Origin of the sequence: Terrimonas ginsenosidimutans, assembly GCF_022012415.1 — a bacterium.
In the GTDB taxonomy this organism is placed as follows: Bacteria; Bacteroidota; Bacteroidia; order Chitinophagales; family Chitinophagaceae; genus Terrimonas_A; species Terrimonas_A ginsenosidimutans.
Map to the genome: position 1 here is coordinate 96,126 of NZ_JAKLTR010000018.1, position 18,664 is coordinate 114,789.

The 18,664-nt window shown below is 46.0% G+C and carries 17 protein-coding genes; 4 read left to right on the plus strand and 13 right to left on the minus strand.

The window, feature by feature from the left end:
* Positions 1 to 86: 86 nt before the first annotated feature.
* The 5 genes from LZZ85_RS23070 to LZZ85_RS23090 all read right to left on the minus strand — a co-directional run bounded on the left by LZZ85_RS23070 (position 87) and on the right by LZZ85_RS23090 (position 5,506).
* Entirely contained in the window at positions 87 to 1,112 is a 1,026-nt protein-coding gene (locus tag LZZ85_RS23070; RefSeq protein WP_237875733.1) for a glycosyltransferase family 9 protein, read from the minus strand.
* Positions 1,102 to 1,725 (minus strand): DUF4254 domain-containing protein, encoded by a 624-nt coding sequence (locus LZZ85_RS23075; protein WP_237875734.1) that lies wholly within the window; start codon positions 1,723 to 1,725, stop codon positions 1,102 to 1,104. Before LZZ85_RS23075 ends, LZZ85_RS23070 begins: the two co-directional genes overlap by 11 nt.
* A gap of 751 nt (positions 1,726 to 2,476) precedes the next feature.
* The gene (locus LZZ85_RS23080; RefSeq protein ID WP_237875735.1) at positions 2,477 to 2,719 is read right to left on the minus strand and encodes a hypothetical protein; all 243 of its coding nucleotides are present in this window, start codon (positions 2,717 to 2,719) and stop codon (positions 2,477 to 2,479) included.
* 45 nt (positions 2,720 to 2,764) lie between these two features.
* Positions 2,765 to 3,265: an RNA polymerase sigma factor gene (locus LZZ85_RS23085; protein WP_237875736.1), complete on the minus strand. Its 501-nt coding sequence runs from the start codon at positions 3,263 to 3,265 to the stop codon at positions 2,765 to 2,767.
* Positions 3,266 to 3,634: 369 nt separating this feature from the next.
* Positions 3,635 to 5,506: an ABC-F family ATP-binding cassette domain-containing protein gene (locus tag LZZ85_RS23090; RefSeq protein WP_237875737.1), complete on the minus strand. Its 1,872-nt coding sequence runs from the start codon at positions 5,504 to 5,506 to the stop codon at positions 3,635 to 3,637.
* Between the two features lie 167 nt (positions 5,507 to 5,673).
* Between LZZ85_RS23090 and LZZ85_RS23095 the strand changes: the two genes are divergently transcribed.
* The gene (locus LZZ85_RS23095) at positions 5,674 to 6,234 is read left to right on the plus strand and encodes a hypothetical protein (RefSeq protein WP_237875738.1); all 561 of its coding nucleotides are present in this window, start codon (positions 5,674 to 5,676) and stop codon (positions 6,232 to 6,234) included.
* 94 nt (positions 6,235 to 6,328) lie between these two features.
* Here LZZ85_RS23095 and LZZ85_RS23100 read toward each other — a convergent pair whose 3' ends face one another.
* Entirely contained in the window at positions 6,329 to 7,003 is a 675-nt protein-coding gene (locus LZZ85_RS23100) for a J domain-containing protein (protein ID WP_237875739.1), read from the minus strand.
* A gap of 47 nt (positions 7,004 to 7,050) precedes the next feature.
* Complete coding sequence (locus LZZ85_RS23105; RefSeq protein ID WP_237875740.1) at positions 7,051 to 7,902, minus strand: dienelactone hydrolase family protein; 852 nt, start codon at positions 7,900 to 7,902, stop codon at positions 7,051 to 7,053.
* Between the two features lie 588 nt (positions 7,903 to 8,490).
* On the opposite strand from LZZ85_RS23105, the gene LZZ85_RS23110 reads away from it, so the two are divergent.
* The 3 genes from LZZ85_RS23110 (at position 8,491) to LZZ85_RS23120 (ending at position 12,598) form a co-directional block, all read left to right on the plus strand.
* On the plus strand, positions 8,491 to 9,957 hold the full coding sequence (locus tag LZZ85_RS23110; protein WP_237875741.1) for a DUF6600 domain-containing protein: 1,467 nt from the start codon (positions 8,491 to 8,493) through the stop codon (positions 9,955 to 9,957).
* Between the two features lie 328 nt (positions 9,958 to 10,285).
* On the plus strand, positions 10,286 to 12,079 hold the full coding sequence (locus tag LZZ85_RS23115) for an ABC transporter ATP-binding protein (RefSeq protein WP_237875742.1): 1,794 nt from the start codon (positions 10,286 to 10,288) through the stop codon (positions 12,077 to 12,079).
* A 39-nt stretch (positions 12,080 to 12,118) separates the two neighbouring features.
* The gene (locus LZZ85_RS23120) at positions 12,119 to 12,598 is read left to right on the plus strand and encodes a hypothetical protein (protein WP_237875743.1); all 480 of its coding nucleotides are present in this window, start codon (positions 12,119 to 12,121) and stop codon (positions 12,596 to 12,598) included.
* A 279-nt stretch (positions 12,599 to 12,877) separates the two neighbouring features.
* Here the strand turns inward: LZZ85_RS23120 and LZZ85_RS23125 are convergent, their stop codons facing one another.
* The 6 genes from LZZ85_RS23125 to LZZ85_RS23150 all read right to left on the minus strand — a co-directional run bounded on the left by LZZ85_RS23125 (position 12,878) and on the right by LZZ85_RS23150 (position 18,636).
* Complete coding sequence (locus LZZ85_RS23125; protein WP_237875744.1) at positions 12,878 to 14,074, minus strand: MFS transporter; 1,197 nt, start codon at positions 14,072 to 14,074, stop codon at positions 12,878 to 12,880.
* A 245-nt stretch (positions 14,075 to 14,319) separates the two neighbouring features.
* The gene (locus LZZ85_RS23130; RefSeq protein WP_237875745.1) at positions 14,320 to 15,339 is read right to left on the minus strand and encodes an NADH:flavin oxidoreductase/NADH oxidase; all 1,020 of its coding nucleotides are present in this window, start codon (positions 15,337 to 15,339) and stop codon (positions 14,320 to 14,322) included.
* A 174-nt stretch (positions 15,340 to 15,513) separates the two neighbouring features.
* Complete coding sequence (locus LZZ85_RS23135; RefSeq protein ID WP_237875746.1) at positions 15,514 to 16,071, minus strand: NADPH-dependent FMN reductase; 558 nt, start codon at positions 16,069 to 16,071, stop codon at positions 15,514 to 15,516.
* Positions 16,068 to 16,232 carry a hypothetical protein gene (locus LZZ85_RS23140; RefSeq protein ID WP_237875747.1) on the minus strand — a complete coding sequence of 55 codons (165 nt, stop codon included), beginning with the start codon at positions 16,230 to 16,232 and terminating at the stop codon, positions 16,068 to 16,070. The genes LZZ85_RS23135 and LZZ85_RS23140 overlap by 4 nt, the downstream gene beginning before the upstream one ends.
* Positions 16,233 to 16,469: 237 nt before the next feature.
* On the minus strand, positions 16,470 to 17,426 hold the full coding sequence (locus tag LZZ85_RS23145; RefSeq protein WP_237875749.1) for a CvpA family protein: 957 nt from the start codon (positions 17,424 to 17,426) through the stop codon (positions 16,470 to 16,472).
* 265 nt (positions 17,427 to 17,691) lie between these two features.
* The gene (locus LZZ85_RS23150) at positions 17,692 to 18,636 is read right to left on the minus strand and encodes an aldo/keto reductase (protein WP_237875751.1); all 945 of its coding nucleotides are present in this window, start codon (positions 18,634 to 18,636) and stop codon (positions 17,692 to 17,694) included.
* Positions 18,637 to 18,664 lie beyond the last annotated feature (28 nt).

The window sequence follows — 18,664 nt, forward strand, 5'->3', positions numbered from 1 at the left end:
TTAAATAAAAAGATGAATCTGTTTGACAACGAACTTTTCAAACAGCGCCAGGAAAAATCTGCATAATCTGCGGGAAACTACGCCAGTCAGATTTGAAAGACCTTCTCCATCACCAGACTCTCCGGCAACTGCTCCATACACGCATGGTCACCTCTGTAACACGGCTTATTGCCAAACACTGAGCACGGCCTGCAATACAGATCCACCTGTGCGGCATGTTCCGCTTTCTGCCCCCACCCATAGAATCCTGCATACGGATGGGTAGCTCCCCAGATAGAAACCACCGGCACACCAAAGAGTGATGCAAGATGCATATTCGCAGAATCCATACTGATCATCTTATCAAGATTGCTGATGATCGCCAGCTCTTCGCTGAATGAAAACTTGCCAGCAAGATTAATGATACCCGGGAATTGTTCAGCCCATTCATTCAATAGCTTCACTTCTTCTTTTCCTCCTCCCAGTAAAAACAATTGATGTTGATCAGCTGAATGCAATTGCTGTATTACCAGGAGCATTTTATCAACCGGATACATTTTCTCTCCATGCTTTGCAAATGGCGCAATGCCGATGTGAATTTTCCCGGGATGAAATAATGAAGCAGCGGCAGCCGGCAAAGTCTGTTTAGCGTAGGGCTGTACTTCTTTGTCCAGTTTCACAGGAAAACCCAGTGCTGCAAATACATCTGCATATCGCTGAAAAGATGTTTTGAGCTGTACCAGTTTCTTGTTCTCCTTTCTGGTAAGCTCTTTTTTCTCTTTCCGTCCTTTATCAATTTTAGCGACAGGAATACCTGTCAGGCGAAACAGGTTCCTCAGAATAGTTGAGCGAAGTACGTTATGCAGATCCGCAATGGCATCAAAGCGGTTGGCGGATCGCAATTCCTGAAACAATTTATAGATGCCGAAGAAACCTTTATGCCGTCCTCTTTTGTCCAGCCCGATCACGTCTGTTCTTTCCAGCGGTGCAAAGATCGGGGAGAATGCAGGTGTAGTAACAACAGTAAGTCTCAATTCCGGATATTGCTGCAATAATTGCTGCAATACCGGTGCTGTCATCGCTACATCACCAAGTGCTGAATTTCGTATAACAAGAAGATGTTTAGGCTTCATTGTTGCCGCCGGTTTGCTGCTGGTACAGGACAGGATTCAATGAAGGATCGTTATACATCTTCATTTGTTTGTACGCCTTCATATATTTTTTACCTTGTTCAATGTCTGCAAGCAATTCGTCTATTGCTGCAGAAAGATCTTTACGTTGCTCCAGTAATACAGATAGTTTCTGCTGGCATGCGGCAATGTGGACAGGCGTTGCATCTGTTCTTTCCGCTTCCACGCGCATGTGATAGATCTTCAGTGCGAGGATGGAAAGGCGGTCGATCGCCCATGCCGGGCTTTCTGTATTGAGAGAAGCTGAACCAAGCGGTTTTACTTCTGCATATTGCTGAAGAAAATAACTGTCGATATACTCCACCACATCCGTTCTTTCCTGGTTGGAAGAATCAATCCTTCTTTTGAGCGCAAGTGCTTCAGCAGGATCAATCGACGGATTACGGATAATATCTTCGAGGTGCCACTGTACCGTATCGATCCAGTTCTTCAGGTAAAGTAAGTGCTCCAGTTTATCTTTTGGATAGGGGTTATTGATTGGGGTATCAACATGATCCTTCACGTGGTAATCTGTTATAGAAGCCTCAAAAATCGAGTTCGCTGAATTACTGATCATAAGATATTTCTGATTTGGCCACAAATCTACGCTAAGAGGAGGAAAGAGGGAAACGAGGGTAAGGGATCAAGTTGAAAAGTTTGGGGATGGTCTACAAAATGGCTTGGATTGAAATGTTCGGGATGAGCATCCCTCACATAAACTTCTGGCGGCCCTTCCACCGTAGCGAAGTGGAGGAGGGAACCTGGGCCAGTCGCTCAAAAGAGCTATCGCCCTCAGCGTGTCAGCTTGTCACCATTTTTCACTGCCTAAGATCCCGTCAAACTTTGGACGGCCAAAGGACGACCAAGAGACGAACTAACGACGACTAACAAGCATTTCAAAAACACGCGAAGTTTGAGCCTGAATGATTATCATCAGTCAACATATCAGCTGGCTTCACGTGCCAGAATGTCGTATCTAAGGAGCATATATCGCTTCAAGGCGTGCTCACGTTTTTGTGCCCGATCAGACAGCCATCGCTTAAAAAACCGTAAGTGGACAAGTATAATAACCCGTTTACAGCATACCGGCAGGCCTGATTAGATCAGGCGAGGGACCGGAGCAAAAGCAAAAGCAAAAACTTTAAACTTTTAAACATTAAACATTTAGACAACCATCCCACAACTTTTACGCTTGATCCGGGATAAGGAGAAAAGAGGATAAAATGAAAGGAGGGTAAAAAAAGAGAGAAAAAGGAAAGAGGTCATCAAGGGAATAATCTTCACCTTAATGACCTCTTCCAACTCTTTATCTTCTTAAAACTTTTAGTCTAGAACATCGCAGTGATCTTCTGCCACCAGGGTTTTTCCTGTTTAGGGTAAAAGAGAGGATATGCTGTCTCGTCCTGTATTTCTTTCAGGATGTCCGCTTCCAGTTTCATTTTGTCGGTTGCAGAGAGTTCTGTCTCTGAAGTAGTGCAGGAAAGCCAGGCTTGAATTTGCCTAGTTTCAGCGGGCATCGCTTCACCATTCACATATCTTTCGAGTTTCTTATGTAAGATTTCTGTTTTCATAATTTTTCCTTTTAGGTAAGAAGTAGGGTATTTATCACCGTCGGGTTAGTCCAGCTTAGCTGCTACCATCCTGACGAGCCATTTCATACTGGCCATATTCAATACGTGGTTGCGTGGTTGTTCACGGGAGATGGTGTTTTGTCTGATCAGTTCTGAAGCGGTCGGTGCGAGCTGTTTCTTCTGCACCGGCTTACGTGCGTCCTGTAATGCTTCTACGGTAAAACCTGCTGCAATCTGCTGCTCGAGTAACTCTGAGTAGTCAGCATTTTCAAGCTTGTCATTAAGACAGGTAACTACATTTCTTCTTACAGAAGAATACAGATGTTGAGATACAGAGAAGTTAGCGGGAAGTGTATGACGCTTTTCCCACAGGTCAATAAAAATATCCTTTACGATCTGACGTGCATCAGTGGAAGACTGTAACTTCTTAACGCTGTAATTATACAGGCTGTACCAATAACGGCAATACAATTCTTCAAATGCATCCGTGTCATTCAGTAAGAGGCGATCGATCAATTCCTGATCTGGTGTAAATGTCCTGCTCATGGGTAGGGTAACCTTTTAATTAAACAATTCAGGAGATTGGAATTGTTTTCGCAGGAATTGGGTGTGTATCGAAATCTGAGGCTAAAGTACTCTCCGTTTTTTTACCATGCAATAGCACGATAGGGAAAGTTCTTAACATCGGACTTTTACGATTACGGTTTCTTTCTTAAGATGTTGGATATAAACTGTCTGATCAATCATCCAGTTGCGTTAAGAAAATCCAAAATCTGTGCCATCGCTACGGGTCGCGCACGACTATATACGACCAGTGTGCATAACTGGTTCCGCGTCATGAAAATATTTCTTCAGGGTGCTATGATAAACAGGAAGAAACTTTATTGGGACAATCCCGCAGCCATATGTGTATAACTATTGCGCTTCGCTCAATTCGAGCCAGCGCATCTCTTTTTCGTCCAGTTGTTGCGTTATTTCGCTGATGCGATTAGAGAGTTGTTGTATTTCGTTATAAGGTAAACCACTGTCACTCAACTTCGCAGTAGTTTTTTCTTTTTCTGCAGCCAGGTCTTTTAATTCTTTTTCTAGCGTTTCGAACTCGCGTTTTTCTTTAAAGGTGAGTTGACGCTTTGGTGTTTCCACAGGAGCGGGTTCGGCAGGTTTAACCTCCTGTTTGGCGGCATTTTTATTTTCCGGCTTTGATTGTTCCAGCCTGTATTGTGTATAGTTGCCCGGGAAATCTCTGATCTCTCCATTTCCTTCGAACACAAAGAGGTGATCTACAAGCCTGTCCATAAAATAACGATCGTGAGAAACGATCAGCAGGCAACCGGGAAACTCGCTCAGGAAATTTTCCAGTACGCCAAGTGTGGGAAGATCGAGGTCGTTGGTTGGTTCATCCAATATCAAAAAGTTCGGATTGCGGAAAAGAATGGATAAAAGATGCAATCTTCTTTTTTCTCCACCACTTAATTTGCTGATATAAGTGTATTGTTTATCCGGATTAAATAAAAACAATTCCAGAAACTGGGCGGCGGTCATCGACGCGCCGTTAGAAAGGGGAAAATTTTCCGCAATATTTTTCACAAACTCGATCACACGCATATCTTCTTTTACTACCAGGCCCTGTTGAGAGTAGTTACCAAAGATCACTGTATCGCCGATATTGATCTTTCCGCTATCGGGCATTTCGATCTGCTGAAGGATATTGATGAACGTAGATTTACCTGCGCCATTCTTTCCTACTACCCCAATGCGTTCACCTTTGGAGAAAGTATAGTCAAAACCCTTAAGGATGATCTTTTCTCCAAAGGATTTGTATACTTTTTTCATTTCAACCACCTTGCCTCCAAGACGGTTCATTTTCATCTGCAGCTCCAGTTGCTGATCCTCAATTTTCTGTTTTGCTCTCTTTTCTACTTCGTAGAAATTATCCTGGCGGCTTTTGGACTTTGTTGTACGTGCTTTTGGTTGCTTGCGCATCCATTCCAGTTCACGACGATAAGTGTTACGTGCTTTATCGATGCTGGCTGATTCGTTCTCGATCCTTGCAGCTTTCTTTTCGATAAAGTTTTCGTAATCGCCTTTATGCACGTAAAGGTTGCTTCCTTCCAGTTCCCAGATCTCGTTGCAAACAGCGTCAAGAAAGTAGCGGTCGTGCGTTACAAGAAGGAGGGTTACATTTTCTTTATCGAGATAATGTTCGAGCCACTCTACCATTTCCACATCGAGGTGGTTGGTCGGTTCGTCCATGATCAGCAATACGTGTTTATGTTCGAAGCCGATATCGATCAGGGTCTTTGCGAGAGCAACGCGTTTACGTTGTCCTCCGCTGAGTGTATTGACCGGTTGCTGCAGATGGTGTATGTTCAGCCTGCCGAGGATCTGTTTCACTTTTGCATCAAAATCCCATGCACCGAGTTCGTCCATTTGTACGATCGCGTCTGTTAGCTTGTCCAGATCATTTGATTCGCTTACGATCTCAAAATCACGGATCGCTTTTATTACGGGGTGATTGTGAAAGAAGATATTATCGAGTATCGATTTGGTTTCGTCAAACTGTGGGTCCTGCTCAAAAAGTACTACGTCCACATCTTTATTGATCCACACTTTTCCTTCATCGACGGTCTCTTTACCGGAAAGTATTCTTAAAAGGGTCGACTTACCATAACCATTGCGGGCTACCAGTGCGATCTTATCACCTTCTTCAATATGGAATGAAATGCCCTTAAAAAGAGGCTGGATACCATAGCTTTTCGCCAGATTTTCTACAGAAACATAATGCATTCCGCAAAGATAAGCTGTGGAAGGTGAAGAGAGTAGAAAGTCAAAAGTCAAAAGTAAAAATTAAGAAAAGAATCCTGGAGTTGAAATACGCCTGTCTGTCAGCATCCAGTTTTTAGTTTTGACTTAAGTATGGCATAATTTTCCTTCTATATAAGGAAATCAATGTTATGGCTACCAATTTAATAGATACAATACAACAAAATCTGGGTTATCCTCCGTTGGAGAAGATAGACCCAAATCAGCAGGAGCTGAAAAGTGATAATGGCCACAAATTTACCCATGAGCTCGGGCAGGCGGCTATTCCAGCCGTGCTGGCGGGTTTATATAAGCAGAGCCAGTCAGAAACTGGTGCGTCCCAGATCCTGGAGGCAGATCCGGATGCCGGCGCCTTGCAACTGCTGTTTGAACGTAAGGAAGATGTGGCGGTAGAAAAGGTGTCACGATATACAGGCGTACCTGCTGAAAAGTCGAGGATCGCCATGGAACGTATTGCAGCAGAAGCAGTGCGGCTGGTTCAGGAACTTGTAAAGAATACGCCGACCCCAGGTAAAGTAAAAGCAATCATGGGTGATCAGCGGCATAATATCCTGGTATACCTGCCTGCGGCAATGCAGATGGGATATCTGCTGGGCGATAATACTCTCGATGATCGTACCAACAAAATGGAAGGTCCGATCTCCAGCTTCATGCATAAGATAGAAGATAAAATGGCAGGGAAAGACAGCTAGGGAATTAAAAATTAAAAAGTAAAAAACAGAGTTCTGAAAATTGAGATATTCTTCAAATGATCAGGAATCTGTTTTTTACTTTTTACTTTTTCTCCTAGGCTGCAATGCAAATGATGCCGCAGATAATTGCGACGAAGATCAGTATAAGCCAGATCTTTCTCTTCTCCCAGTAATCACTCGTTTTACGTGCCTGTACGAACCGGTCAATTTTGTCGTGAACTCTTTCGTCATTTACCTCCAGTTTTTTTAAACGCTGAGTGATTTTTGAGATCAGCGAATAAGAAAGAGGGTGTGTGGTATTAAGAGCGATCAGTACGATCTCTTTGTTAAGTGCCGGTTGTTTAAAGCTGTTTACTTTCTCTATGGTATCTTCAGATAAGAAGTCTTCGAGATAATGATGCAGGCCTTCCTGGTCCATCCGGTGTACGTCAAGCAGGCGAACATATTTATCCAGTTCCAGTAATTGCTTCAGAACATACTCTGGTGTGATAGGGCCCTGGGTCGTTTTTCTTCCAAGGCTCCGTGCATACCAACGCTGCTGCAGATATTGATCTTTCAGAGTAGCGTTACTAAGCGTTTCATAAGCTTCTTTTACCTCAGCAAATTGAGCAGAAGCATACACGTCATTATTATTTTTATCGGGATGATACAGTTGCGCAAGCCTGCGGTAGGCTTTTTTTACCTCATCAAGTGTAGCGGAGGGAGGTATTTCAAGTATTGTATAGTAGTCTTTCAATTGCACCGTCGGCGAAGATAGGGAATTCGGCATTCGAACATCGGTCATCGGCCATCAGCTAAACTTTCTTCTAAAGCAACTTACTTCAGGTATTTCCCAAAGAAGCCGATGGTGCGCGACCAGGCCAGTTTGGCGGCTGCCTCGTTATACCGGGTCGGTGCCGTATCGTTGTGAAAGGCATGGTTTGCTCCCTCGTAGATATAGACTTCATACGGAATATTGTTCTTTTTCAGTGCTTCCTCATAGGCGGGTATACCAGCGTTCACCCTTTCATCGAGGCCACCATAGTGTAATTGTATGGCTGCTTTGATCTTTTCTACATCCTTCACTTCGGGCTGCCGTCCATAAAATGCAACAGCGGCTTTCAGGGACGGAACATTTACCGCCAGGTTGTTTGCCATTGCGCCACCCCAGCAAAAGCCGACACAGCCGTACTTCCCATTGGAATCCTTACGTGTTCCGAGATAATCAAATACGCGAATAAAGTTCTGCAGGCTGTCTTCCGCTTTCAATTGCTGAAATTTTGTGCGGGCTTCATCTTCGTTCGCCGGCGTGCCTCCCAGCGGGGCGAGGGCGTTCGGAGCAATAGCAAGATATCCGGCGTTAGCCGCTCTGCGAGCCACATCTTCGATATGCGCATTCAGTCCCCTGTTTTCATGTATGATCACCACTGCCGGGTATTTGCCTTCCGCCTTGGGACGTGCAACATAGGCCTGCATCTCGCCATTCACTCCCGCATACCTGATATACTCTGTAAAAAGATCCTCGCTTTTCGTCACTGCCGCATGGGCCTGGTTTACTTCGATCATCGGTAATACAGCAAGTGCAGCTGCCGTACTTCCGGTCAGCATAACAAGGCGACGAAGAAATTCGCTTCTGCTCAGCGGAATATGGGTGTATTCATCATAAAGATTGATAATGCGTTGATCCATGGTTTGTGTTTGAGGTGTGGTTAAAGTTAGGGAATGTTCGATTATACCAGCAAGGGTCTTAGTAACGGACGATGGCCGATGTTCGATGGCCGATGGCCGACTTGCTGTCCTGTATAAATATAGTTATTGTGCAATATGGCGAACCCTATGGTGACAAGAAAAGACTTTCCCTATGAAAGTTTGATAATCTGCCATCGATCATCAGCCATCAGCCATCGGTCATCGGCCATCGGTCATCGGACAACGGCCATCGGCCATCAGCCATCGGTCATCGGCCATCAGCCATCGATCATCGGCCATCGGCCATCGATCATCGGCCATCGGCCATCGGCCATCGGTCATCGGCCATCAGCCATCGGCCATCGGCCATCGGCCATCGGACAACGGCCATCGGCCATCGGTCAACGGTCAACGGACAACGGTCAACGAATTTGTTAACACTTTTCACCAAATGTTTTCCTAACAATCGTTCATCCCTGATTCCTGTGCAACCTGATGGCATTAAATTAGCTCATATTTACACAAACGATTGAGTAGAGGATATCATTCAGATTCTCAATGGTTATTATAAACCGTAAATTTTAGAACATGAAACGCATTTTATCCATCCTGGCGTTGTCCGTATCCCTGGTACTGACCGCCTCGGTTAAGAACCCAACTTCTGCACAGGTGGGCGTAGGCGTGCAGATCTCTTACCAGGATTTTTATGATGAGCTTAGTCCGCACGGGCGCTGGATGGATTACCCTGACTATGGGTATGTCTGGATGCCGAATGTTGGGTCAGACTTCAGGCCTTATGGAACCAATGGCCGTTGGGTCTGGTCAGATGATTACGAATGGATGTGGGCTTCGGATTACAGTTGGGGATGGGCTCCATTCCACTATGGCCGCTGGTTCATGGATCCAATGTATGGCTGGATGTGGGTGCCGGGCTATGACTGGTCACCGGCATGGGTAGCCTGGAGAGATGGAGGAGACTATTATGGATGGGCGCCGATCCAACCGGGATTTAGTTTTGGTATCAACTTTAATATTGGCAGTTATAATCCTCCGGTTGATTACTGGTGCTTTACACCCAGACGTTATATTTCTTCTGCAAGGATCTATAATCACTTTATTCCTTCCAGGCAGAACGTAACGATCATCAATAACACCACCATCATTAACAACTATAACCGTCGTACCACCAATAACATATTTGTGAACGGTCCGCGCCGGGGTGATGCTGAGCGATATGCAGGACGTATAAAGCCTGTCCGCTTCCGCGAAGTAAATACACCTGGCAGAACAAGAGTTCGCAATAATGAGGTCTCCTTTTACAGGCCATCGATCCGCCGCGACAATGACCGCACCGTTGCTCCACGCAATTTTGATCGCTATAACAACCGTAACGGACAAAATGAGGGTAATGGAAGAAATGGAAACAGCGGCACTGGTTGGAGACAGGCGAATGAGCGCAATAATAACAACAACAATGGAGGCACTGGCTGGAATCAGGCAAATGAACGCCGTCGTGATAACAATAACACGAGTGAGCGTGTAAATACCAGCCCGGAGAGAACAAATGAGAACCGCAATACCGGTTGGAGGCAGATGAATGACCGCAGGAATAATGATGCAAATAACATCGACAATAACAATAATCGTGAGCGTCCTGCGACCACTCCTGAACGGGTTAATGAAAACCGTAACACGGGTTGGAGGCAGCGGAATAACGAGCGTGACAATAACAGTAACAATGCTGAGCGTCAGAACATGTTCAACCGTCAGCCGCGGGAAACAGTAGAACGTCCGTCTGCTCCTGTTGAAAGACCTGACAGGAATCGTCAGCAGGCAGATCGTCAGCCGGACAGGCGCACATTCGAAAGAAAAGAAGGCAATAACGATGCGCAGAGGAGAATGAATGTTGAAAGACCCGCACGTCAGTCTTCACCACAGATGAATCGCGAACAGCAAAGACCTCAGCCGCAACGTCAAATGGAAACCCGCCAGGGTTCCGAACGCCGCGGTGGTGGTAATGAAGGGCAGCGAGGCGGAGGAAGAAGACGTGATTAATTTGAACGTTGATGCGTTGAATAAGCAATAGTCGGAGAGGCTTCACGAAAGTGGAGCCTTTTTTGTTCGTTGACTGTTGTTCGTTGACCGTTGTCCGTTGCCCGTTGTCCGTTGACCGTTGACCGTTGTCCGAAGACACGGCGATCGGGAAGAATTGATTTTCCTGTGTAACCAAAACTTGAAGAAGCTATTGTCAGCAACTATAGTTTTTCTTTTTATTTGTGGCTGACAACGGTCAACGGTCAACGGACAACGGACAACGGTCAACGGTCAACGATCAACGGTCCCTGACATTCCGTACCTTTAACCAAACACCAATCAATCTCTCGTGAAAATACTGTGGACCTATCTCAAACCCCAGCGCTGGCTTATCTTCTTTTCATTGGTTCTCGCGGGCATTGCTCAATTGCTTACGCTGGTAGATCCACTGATCTTTGGAAAGATCGTGGATGACTATGCCGGCAATAAGGTCAATCAGACGGAACATGAACTGGTCAATGGTGTAGTGTTCTGGCTTGCAATAGCTGTTGGGATAGCCCTGCTGGCCCGGCTGGCTAAAACATTCCAGGATTATGTAATGCGGCTGGCCGTGCAGAAGTTCGGGATGCAGATCTTTAATGATGGACTTCGCCAAACACTGCGTTTATCTTTTCCCGAGTTTGAAAATCAGCGAAGCGGTGAGACCTTATCCACCTTGCAGAAAGTGAGGGTGGATACTGAACGCTTTATCAATTCATTTATAAATATCCTGTTTTCTTCTATTATCGGTATTGGCTTTCTGATCTGGTATGCGATCACCAAACACTGGTTGCTGATCCCTGTTTTTTTGATCGGTGTGGTGGTATTAGGAGGGTTGACAGGATTGCTCAGTAAACGGATCAAAACGATCCAGCGATCGATCAACAGGGAAACAAATCAGATGTCGGGAGCGATCACTGAGTCGTTGCGGAATATAGAACTGGTGAAGAGCCTTGGGTTGACATATCCCGAGATCCGGCGTCTTCGTTTGCAAACACAAAAGATCTTCGACCTGGAAATGCTCAAGGTGAGAAGAGTGCGTACCCTGTCTTTCCTGCAAAGCGCATCACTGACATTATTAAAGCAGTCGATCCTTTTTATTTTACTATGGCTGATCTTCCGGAAGGTGCTGACCACGGGTGAGTTGATCAGTATGCAATTTATTTCCACGACGATCTTCGGTCCATTGCAGGACCTTGGTAATATCATTCTTTTTTATCGGGAAGCGGAGGCTTCTTTGATGACGTTTGACCGGTTGATGAAAAAGCCTGTAGAGACTCGTCCTGAAGAACCTATTGCGCTGGGCGTGCTGGAGACATTGCGTTTTGAAAATGTCGTGTTCAGGCATTCGACGTCCGCGGAGAATGCCATCGATGGGATCTCTTTCACGGTGAAGAATGGAGATACTGTTGCGTTTGTGGGTCCGTCTGGATCGGGCAAATCGACACTGGTTAAATTACTGGTCGGTTTATACCGGCCTGTAAGCGGCGCTGTTTATTTCAATGATATTCCCTCAGCCGATATCCGGTATAATGAAATGCGCAGACAGATCGGTTTTGTAACGCAGGAGACGCAATTGTTCTATGGTACGATCCGCGACAACCTTTTGTTCGTAAAACCAGATGCTACAGAAGCTGAAATGAAGGACGCGCTGCATAAAGCATCCTGTGATAACCTGATCCGCCGGTCGGAGAAAGGCCTTGATACGATGTTAGGCGAGGGAGGAATGAAATTATCCGGGGGAGAAAAGCAACGCATCGCGATCGCCCGTGCTTTACTGCGGCATCCACGCCTGCTGATCTTTGATGAAGCAACGTCTGCGCTGGATTCGTTAACAGAAGAAGCCATTACACAAACGATCCGTGATATATCGCTGCAGAAAGATCCGATCACGATCATGATCGCACACCGCCTTTCCACGATCATGTATGCAGATACGATCTTTGTTCTGGAAAAAGGAAAGATCGTAGAACAGGGAACGCATGATAACCTTGTCGAAAAAAGAGGCTTGTATTACGCCATGTGGCGCCAGCAGATCGGCGAAAGAAGATCGGACATAACTGCCGGTATTTCCACAGAGCAAGCTATCAGCGAGGAGGAATAATCGGGCAGCCTTTTTGTAATGAATATAAAAAATAACATCATGAGAAGAATATTGTCCCTGTTCGCCGGCAGCCTCTTTTTTCTTTCCTGTAATAATTCAGCTCCCGTGAAAGAAGCAAAGGAAGAAGCGAAAGATACAGCGGCTGCACAACCACTACCAACTGAAGTGGATATTGCTTTTGTGCAAAAAGACAGCACTATTCACCTGGTGCTTAAAGGAGGGGGGATAGATTCTGTAAGCGGTAAAGGACATATTGATAAAAAAGGTACACCGGTGATCTGCTATCTTGATCTCGATAAAGGAAACAAGCTCACCGGTAAGGTAATCCCGGACAAAGCGGGTGCAAATATCCGGTTCAGTCATATCTACATGCCGGACGGAAGTTCAGACGGACCATTTGGCCAAACGATCGAATACACGGCAAAGCAAAAAGGCACTTATCGCTTATATGTTAGCCCCAATATGATGGCCGGCGATCCGGAGAGTACGGATTTTGTGGTGACGGTGGTTGTACGTTGACCGTTGACCGGTGATCGTTGACCGTTGTACTGTGATCGTTGTCCGTTGTCCGTTGACCGTTGTCCGGAATTCAAGCGTGGTGAATAGAATTGCATATTCGTATACAAATTAAAAGAGCGTGGTTATCGTTTTTTAACGATAACCACGCTCTTTTAATTTGTGTCGGACAACGGACAACGGACAACGGACAACGGACAACGGACAACGGACAACGGACAACGGACAACGGACAACGGACAACGGACAACGGACAACGGACAACGGACAACGGTCAACGTCCTAATGTATCGCTTTCAGTTTCGATACCATTACCGCGATGCCAAATCCCAGTAAGCCGATCACGGCAAATGAATAACGTAAGCTGGATATTTCTGCAATGTAGCCGATCAGCGGCGGCCCCATCAGGAAGCCAAGGAAGCTGATGCTGGATACGGAAGCAAGCGCAATGCCCGGCGGAATATTGGGGATCTTACCTGCGCTGCTGTACACCATTGGTACGATGGAGGAAACGCCGAGGCCTACGATCAGGAAGCCAAGTGTGGCCGTTGCCAGATAAGGGAATAATACAGAGATAAATAAACCTGATGAGATCATGATACCACTGATGCGGAGCATTTTTTTCCGTCCGAATTGCAGTATCAGTTTATCACCAACAAAACGACCAGTCGCCATCATGATCATAAAAGATGCGTAACCAAGAACGATCAATTGTTCCGGTGCTTCCACCACCTGTTTGAAATAAACACCACTCCAGTCGAACATGGCGCCTTCGCTTGCCATGCTGCAAAAGCCGATGATGCCGAGTTGAACCAATACTCCGTTGGGTTTTGAGAAGAACTTTTTCTTTTCCTGTTTTACAGAAGAGCGGCCTGCCTGCAGGTACCGTTGTGAAAAAACAATGGCGATAAAAACGATACTGGTCACGATCCAGAAATGGATATAGGGTGAAATGCGTTGTCCGACCATCAGCAGACCGATCGCGGCACCGGTAAAACCTGCGGTGCTCCATGCTCCATGGAAAGAAGTCATGATGGGGCGGCCGTATAATTTTTCCGCAGCGATCGCCTGTGTGTTCACTGAAATATTGCACATATTTCCGCAAACGCCAAAAATGTATAACGCAAGCGCAAGATGCCATGGCTGCGTAGCCAGTCCCATATTGGTGAGACAGATCGCATACAGCACCAGGCAGATGCGCAATACTTTTTTACTACCGAAATGTGTGACAAGTTTTCCTGAAAATGGCATCGCCGTCAGCTGACCCGCAGGCAACGCAAGCAGGATGCTGCCCAATGCGGCATCCGTCAGGTGGAGTGCACTTTTGATGTCCGGAATGCGGCTGGCCCAGGAAGAAAAGCAGAGTCCCTGGCAAAAAAAGAATACCGATACGGCCATTCTGATCTGCTTATTGTTATAGGAACCACTTTGCGGATCACCACCACCGATCCATCTGGCGGGCGACAATAACAGAGGCATTATCAATTTTTGGGGAACCCTGAATAAACTGTTTATACTTGTTTTCATAAAGTTGCTTGAAGAAACAATATGGCCAGCAACTGTTCGAGTAGGGTGCAAAGATAATTGTGATTTACTGGATTTACGGGATTTTTGGGAATGGCAGGTGCCCGCAACATCGCCATTCCCAAATTTCATAATCCCGATCAATTTACTTTGGGATTACTTTGCTCGCACATACTGCTCCGGCCATTTGACCTCCGCATTCAGTTCATTACAGCATGTAAGGGGAAGTATGGATCACGGAGAAGCTGTCTTGCAAGTAAGATCAGATCAGCCTGGCCTTTTTGGAGGATCTCTTCGGCTTGTCTTGCTTCGGTGATCAGGCCTACGGCACCGGTAAGAACACCGGCTTCTTTTTTTATGAGTTCAGCAAATTGGACCTGGTAACCCGGCCCAACAGGAATTGACACACGTGGAAGCATACCCGCAGTAGAGCAATCGATCAGATCTACTCCCCTGGCTTTCAGGATCATCGAAAGCTGCACACTTTGCCCGGGGTCCCAACCACCTTTCTCTGCCCAGTCAGTTGCAGAGATTCTTACAAATAATGGCAAATTGGCTGGCCAAACTGTTTTCACTTCGTCAATGATCTCAAGAAGAAAACGGGTGCGATTCTCAAAGCTGCCGCCGTACTGATCTTCACGGGAATTGCTGAGTGGGGAAAGGAACTGGTGGATAAGGTAACCATGGGCAGCATGGATCTCGATCACTTTATATCCCGCTTCCAGTGACCTTGCTGCGGCTTTCTTGAACTGATGGATCAACTCCCTGATCTCTTCCTGCGAAAGGGGTGCAGGAGTGATATCTCCCTCCCGGAATGGGATCGGGGAAGGCGCAACGGGTTGCCAGCTGTTTTCTCCTTCTTTGATCTGGTTATTACCTATACATGGACGTTCCGTACTGGCCTTCCTGCCGGCATGGGCAAGCTGAATGCCGGCCACAGCCCCCTGTTCGTGTATAAATGACGTGATACGTTTTAACTGTGCAATATGCTCATCACTCCAGATCCCGAGATCTGCATAGCTGATACGGCCTTCCGGTGATACTGCGGTAGCTTCCTGGATGACCAGGCCCGCGCCACCTGCAGCACGGCTGCCGAGGTGTACCAGATGCCAGTCGTTGGCAAATCCATCCCGGGAACTGTACTGACACATGGGAGACACGACGATCCTGTTGCGAAATGTTATATCCTTTATAGATAATGGGCTGAAGAGAATTGACATGAGGGTATAACAACTTAAGAGGAGAAAGGTTGAAGTGGACGGCAGACGATTCTTTCTCAGGGCAGGACTACGTTTTGCCAAAATAGGGTCGTCTGCAGCCTGTGGCCTGTCGTCCTTGCCAAGATCGGCCTTTGCACTTTATGATGCGTAGCCTGTAGTCCGCCGTCCAAAGTTCTATCCCTGGATCATCTCCTTCAATCCCTCCAGTTTCTTCCTTACGAGTTTTTTCGTCGCTTCATCAATCAGCTTTCCTGAGGGATCAAACTTGTCTTTTGCCTGCGCAACCGTGATCTCCGGCTTATAAACAGGCTTCATGTTCAGGAATTCAAATACCGGATGAAACGCGACCTGCATTCTTGTGGTTCCCCACGTGTATGGCGTCACACCCATCAACGCAACCGGCTTTTTTAAAAGTGGGGAATCCTCTCCACGTGATGCCCAGTCGATCGCATTTTTTATGACACCAGGAATAGAATAATTATATTCAGGTGAAACGATCACGATGCCCTGCGCGGCAGCCAATTGCTCACGTAATTTTACCACGGGCTCCGGCCGCTGAGTTGCATCCGGAAGATCCAGATCAGCATTGTACATCGGAACGTCATCGTACTTTACAATGGTCAGCTTCATTCCTTCAGGAAGCAGGTCTTCGAGACTATTCATCAACATTGTATTGTATGACCCTTTCCGCAGGCTTCCGGATATCGCCGCGATATTTATTATACTACTCATTTTTTCGCTTTAGAGATGAGGAACAGGATAAGCACTACAACAAGGCCGACAAGAAAAAATGCCCACCACATTCCTGCCTTAAAAACAGTTTCCACCGCACCACAACTGCTTAGCAGTATCAGGTTCGTAAACAAAAAGAATAAGATGATATTCGCTTTCATAATTCTGGGTTTTATATAGATATACGTATATAAAACCAACCCTATGCCAAGCTAAGTGGAAAACGGGGGAAAGGAAGAAAAAGAAGATGGTTTATGATCAAAAGAAGAACATGCAGCTATCGGACATTATCTTTCTATAACAAAATATTTAAGAGAACAGGGAAGAGATAGTATGTTATGAGAAATATTGTTCCCTCTCTGCAATACTAACCTTCCCTTTCTGCCATCTCTTATATTTTAGTCCCGGAATTCCTGCGAGATCATCAGACCGTAGAATCCTCCGTCGAGTACGCCGACGCCAAGGCGGCCAAATGCCGGGTTCATGATATTGGCGCGGTGCCCGGGAGAGTTCATCAGGTTGACATGGGCTATTTCAAGTGTCTGCGCAAGTGCAAGATTTTCGCCGGCGGCTTTGAATTTTACATTGGCTGCGCGCATACGATCGAATGGGTTGGCTCCATCGGGATTCACATGGGCGAAATAACCGCGTGCAAACATGTCTTTTGAATGCGCTCTGGCGACCCTTGTCATCTCGGGATCTGCTTTCAATTGAGAAAGTCCTTCTTTCGCTCTTTCTTCGTTTACAAGTTCAAGCATTTTTGCCTCGAGAAAAGGGCGTACCTGCGGCTTGTCGTATGTGAAGTGAAGATTTATCTGTTCATTGGATGACGGATGAACGGTCAGGCTGTTCATCGTATGTCTTACCGCTTCATCGAATACAGGCGCGAGTTTTTTATTGGCCCATTCTGATTGCATGGCAAGCTGGCTCGCCAGTTTACTGTCGCGGCTTCCCTGTGTGATGCTGTCTTTTAACGGAAGTGACAAGAGAAGGGCGGATAAGATCACTGTACTGATCCATCCGGTGATAGCGCCAGGGATCAATCCCAAAAGACGGTTTGCTCCCGAGCGTTGCATGGTGTCCGGGATCGCGCGGATAATTCTTGCACTGATCAATCCAAATATCAGCCGTGTAATAACCAGTATGGAAAGAAACGAGATAGGAAGTAACCACGGCCCCAGGTTGGGAAACCATTTCCCATATAACTGAGCAGCATGCGGATAAAACAGGTAGCCGATCACAAAACTGCCCGCCCATCCAAGCAGGTCAAATGATCCTACAATAAAACCCCTGTACCAGCCCGCCCATAAGGCGATCAGAAAAACTATTGCCAGGGAAATGTCTACCCAATTCATGCAGATTATTTTTTGCAACTTAAAACAAATAATATGCCCCGGGAAGATAAAACGTAGATTTACTGGTTAGTAAAACCTTAATATTTTCCGCAGATACTGCTGTCAGTTCTGCCGGGATATTGGTCTGATAGAATGCCGGATCAATGGTAAGATCTTACCTGTTTTGAATCCCTATCCTCTTACCGTTTTAAGAGAGAAAAAAACGTCAGGTAATAAGGATACAAAACAGGTTATCTTTTTTTGCATAAAGGGTTTCTTTATATCATTACTTTGAACTTTCTGTCAAAGAGGAGAGCTCGGATTCATTTAGCTGAAGGTTCACTGATTTTGCCAGGTCCTCCCATTGTGCAGTGGATGTTGCACTCGCGATAGCTGCGGCAACGGTTGGTTGCGTGATCAGCCAGGCGATCGCCACCTGTGCAGGCGTTGCATAGTGTGCTTCGCTTACCTTGTCGAGCGCATCAAGGATCCGCTCACCTTTTTCGGTAAGATATTTTTGAATACCGCCGCCACGCTGGCTTTTATTCAGATCTTTTTCTGAACGGTATTTACCTGTCAGAAAGCCGCTGGCAAGCGAGTAGTATGGAATTACGCTGATATTGTTTGCCGCACAGAAATCCTGGTATTGTGTTTCAAAGATCTCCCTGTCGTAAAGATTATAGAGCGGTTGCAGTGTTTTATATGCTGCGAATCCTTTTTCTGCACTGATCTGCAAAGAGGCTTCGATCCTTTCTTTGGTCACATTTGAAGCGCCGATATAACGCACCTTCCCATCTTTCACGAGCTTATCATATGTTGCAAGTGTTTCTTCCGGTGCTGTATTGGGATCATCATAATGAGATTGATAAAGATCAATATAATCAGTTTGCAAACGATTTAGCGAGTCCTCTACAGATGCGATGATATGTTTTGGAGAAAGATCAACACCATTGCCCATATCCGACCCCACTTTTGTCGCAATGATCAGTTGGCTTCGGTTCCCTTTTTGTTTCAACCATTTCCCGATGATTGTTTCTGATTCGCCACCTTTATTTCCCGGGGCCCAGCGTGAATAGGAATCTGCAGTATCTATCGCATTGAAGCCAGAAGCCGTAAATGCGTCAAGTATTTCGAAAGATCTCTTTTCATCTACAGTCCATCCAAATATATTTCCGCCGAAAATAATGGGAGCTATGTGAAGCGATGTGTCGCTTAATTGTCTTTTTTGCATAGTTGGAGAAATTTTTATTTATAACAGT

Bases quoted from the DNA above. Each gene is read 5' to 3' on its own strand.
- LZZ85_RS23070 (WP_237875733.1), bottom strand. From the start codon at position 1,112: ATGAAGCCTAAACATCTTCTTGTTATACGAAATTCAGCACTTGGTGAT.
- LZZ85_RS23075 (WP_237875734.1), bottom strand. From the start codon at position 1,725: ATGATCAGTAATTCAGCGAACTCGATTTTTGAGGCTTCTATAACAGAT.
- LZZ85_RS23080 (WP_237875735.1), bottom strand. From the start codon at position 2,719: ATGAAAACAGAAATCTTACATAAGAAACTCGAAAGATATGTGAATGGT.
- LZZ85_RS23085 (WP_237875736.1), bottom strand. From the start codon at position 3,265: ATGAGCAGGACATTTACACCAGATCAGGAATTGATCGATCGCCTCTTA.
- LZZ85_RS23090 (WP_237875737.1), bottom strand. From the start codon at position 5,506: ATGCATTATGTTTCTGTAGAAAATCTGGCGAAAAGCTATGGTATCCAG.
- LZZ85_RS23095 (WP_237875738.1), top strand. From the start codon at position 5,674: ATGGCTACCAATTTAATAGATACAATACAACAAAATCTGGGTTATCCT.
- LZZ85_RS23100 (WP_237875739.1), bottom strand. From the start codon at position 7,003: ATGCCGAATTCCCTATCTTCGCCGACGGTGCAATTGAAAGACTACTAT.
- LZZ85_RS23105 (WP_237875740.1), bottom strand. From the start codon at position 7,902: ATGGATCAACGCATTATCAATCTTTATGATGAATACACCCATATTCCG.
- LZZ85_RS23110 (WP_237875741.1), top strand. From the start codon at position 8,491: ATGAAACGCATTTTATCCATCCTGGCGTTGTCCGTATCCCTGGTACTG.
- LZZ85_RS23120 (WP_237875743.1), top strand. From the start codon at position 12,119: ATGAGAAGAATATTGTCCCTGTTCGCCGGCAGCCTCTTTTTTCTTTCC.
- LZZ85_RS23125 (WP_237875744.1), bottom strand. From the start codon at position 14,074: ATGCCTCTGTTATTGTCGCCCGCCAGATGGATCGGTGGTGGTGATCCG.
- LZZ85_RS23130 (WP_237875745.1), bottom strand. From the start codon at position 15,339: ATGTCAATTCTCTTCAGCCCATTATCTATAAAGGATATAACATTTCGC.
- LZZ85_RS23135 (WP_237875746.1), bottom strand. From the start codon at position 16,071: ATGAGTAGTATAATAAATATCGCGGCGATATCCGGAAGCCTGCGGAAA.
- LZZ85_RS23140 (WP_237875747.1), bottom strand. From the start codon at position 16,232: ATGAAAGCGAATATCATCTTATTCTTTTTGTTTACGAACCTGATACTG.
- LZZ85_RS23145 (WP_237875749.1), bottom strand. From the start codon at position 17,426: ATGAATTGGGTAGACATTTCCCTGGCAATAGTTTTTCTGATCGCCTTA.
- LZZ85_RS23150 (WP_237875751.1), bottom strand. From the start codon at position 18,636: ATGCAAAAAAGACAATTAAGCGACACATCGCTTCACATAGCTCCCATT.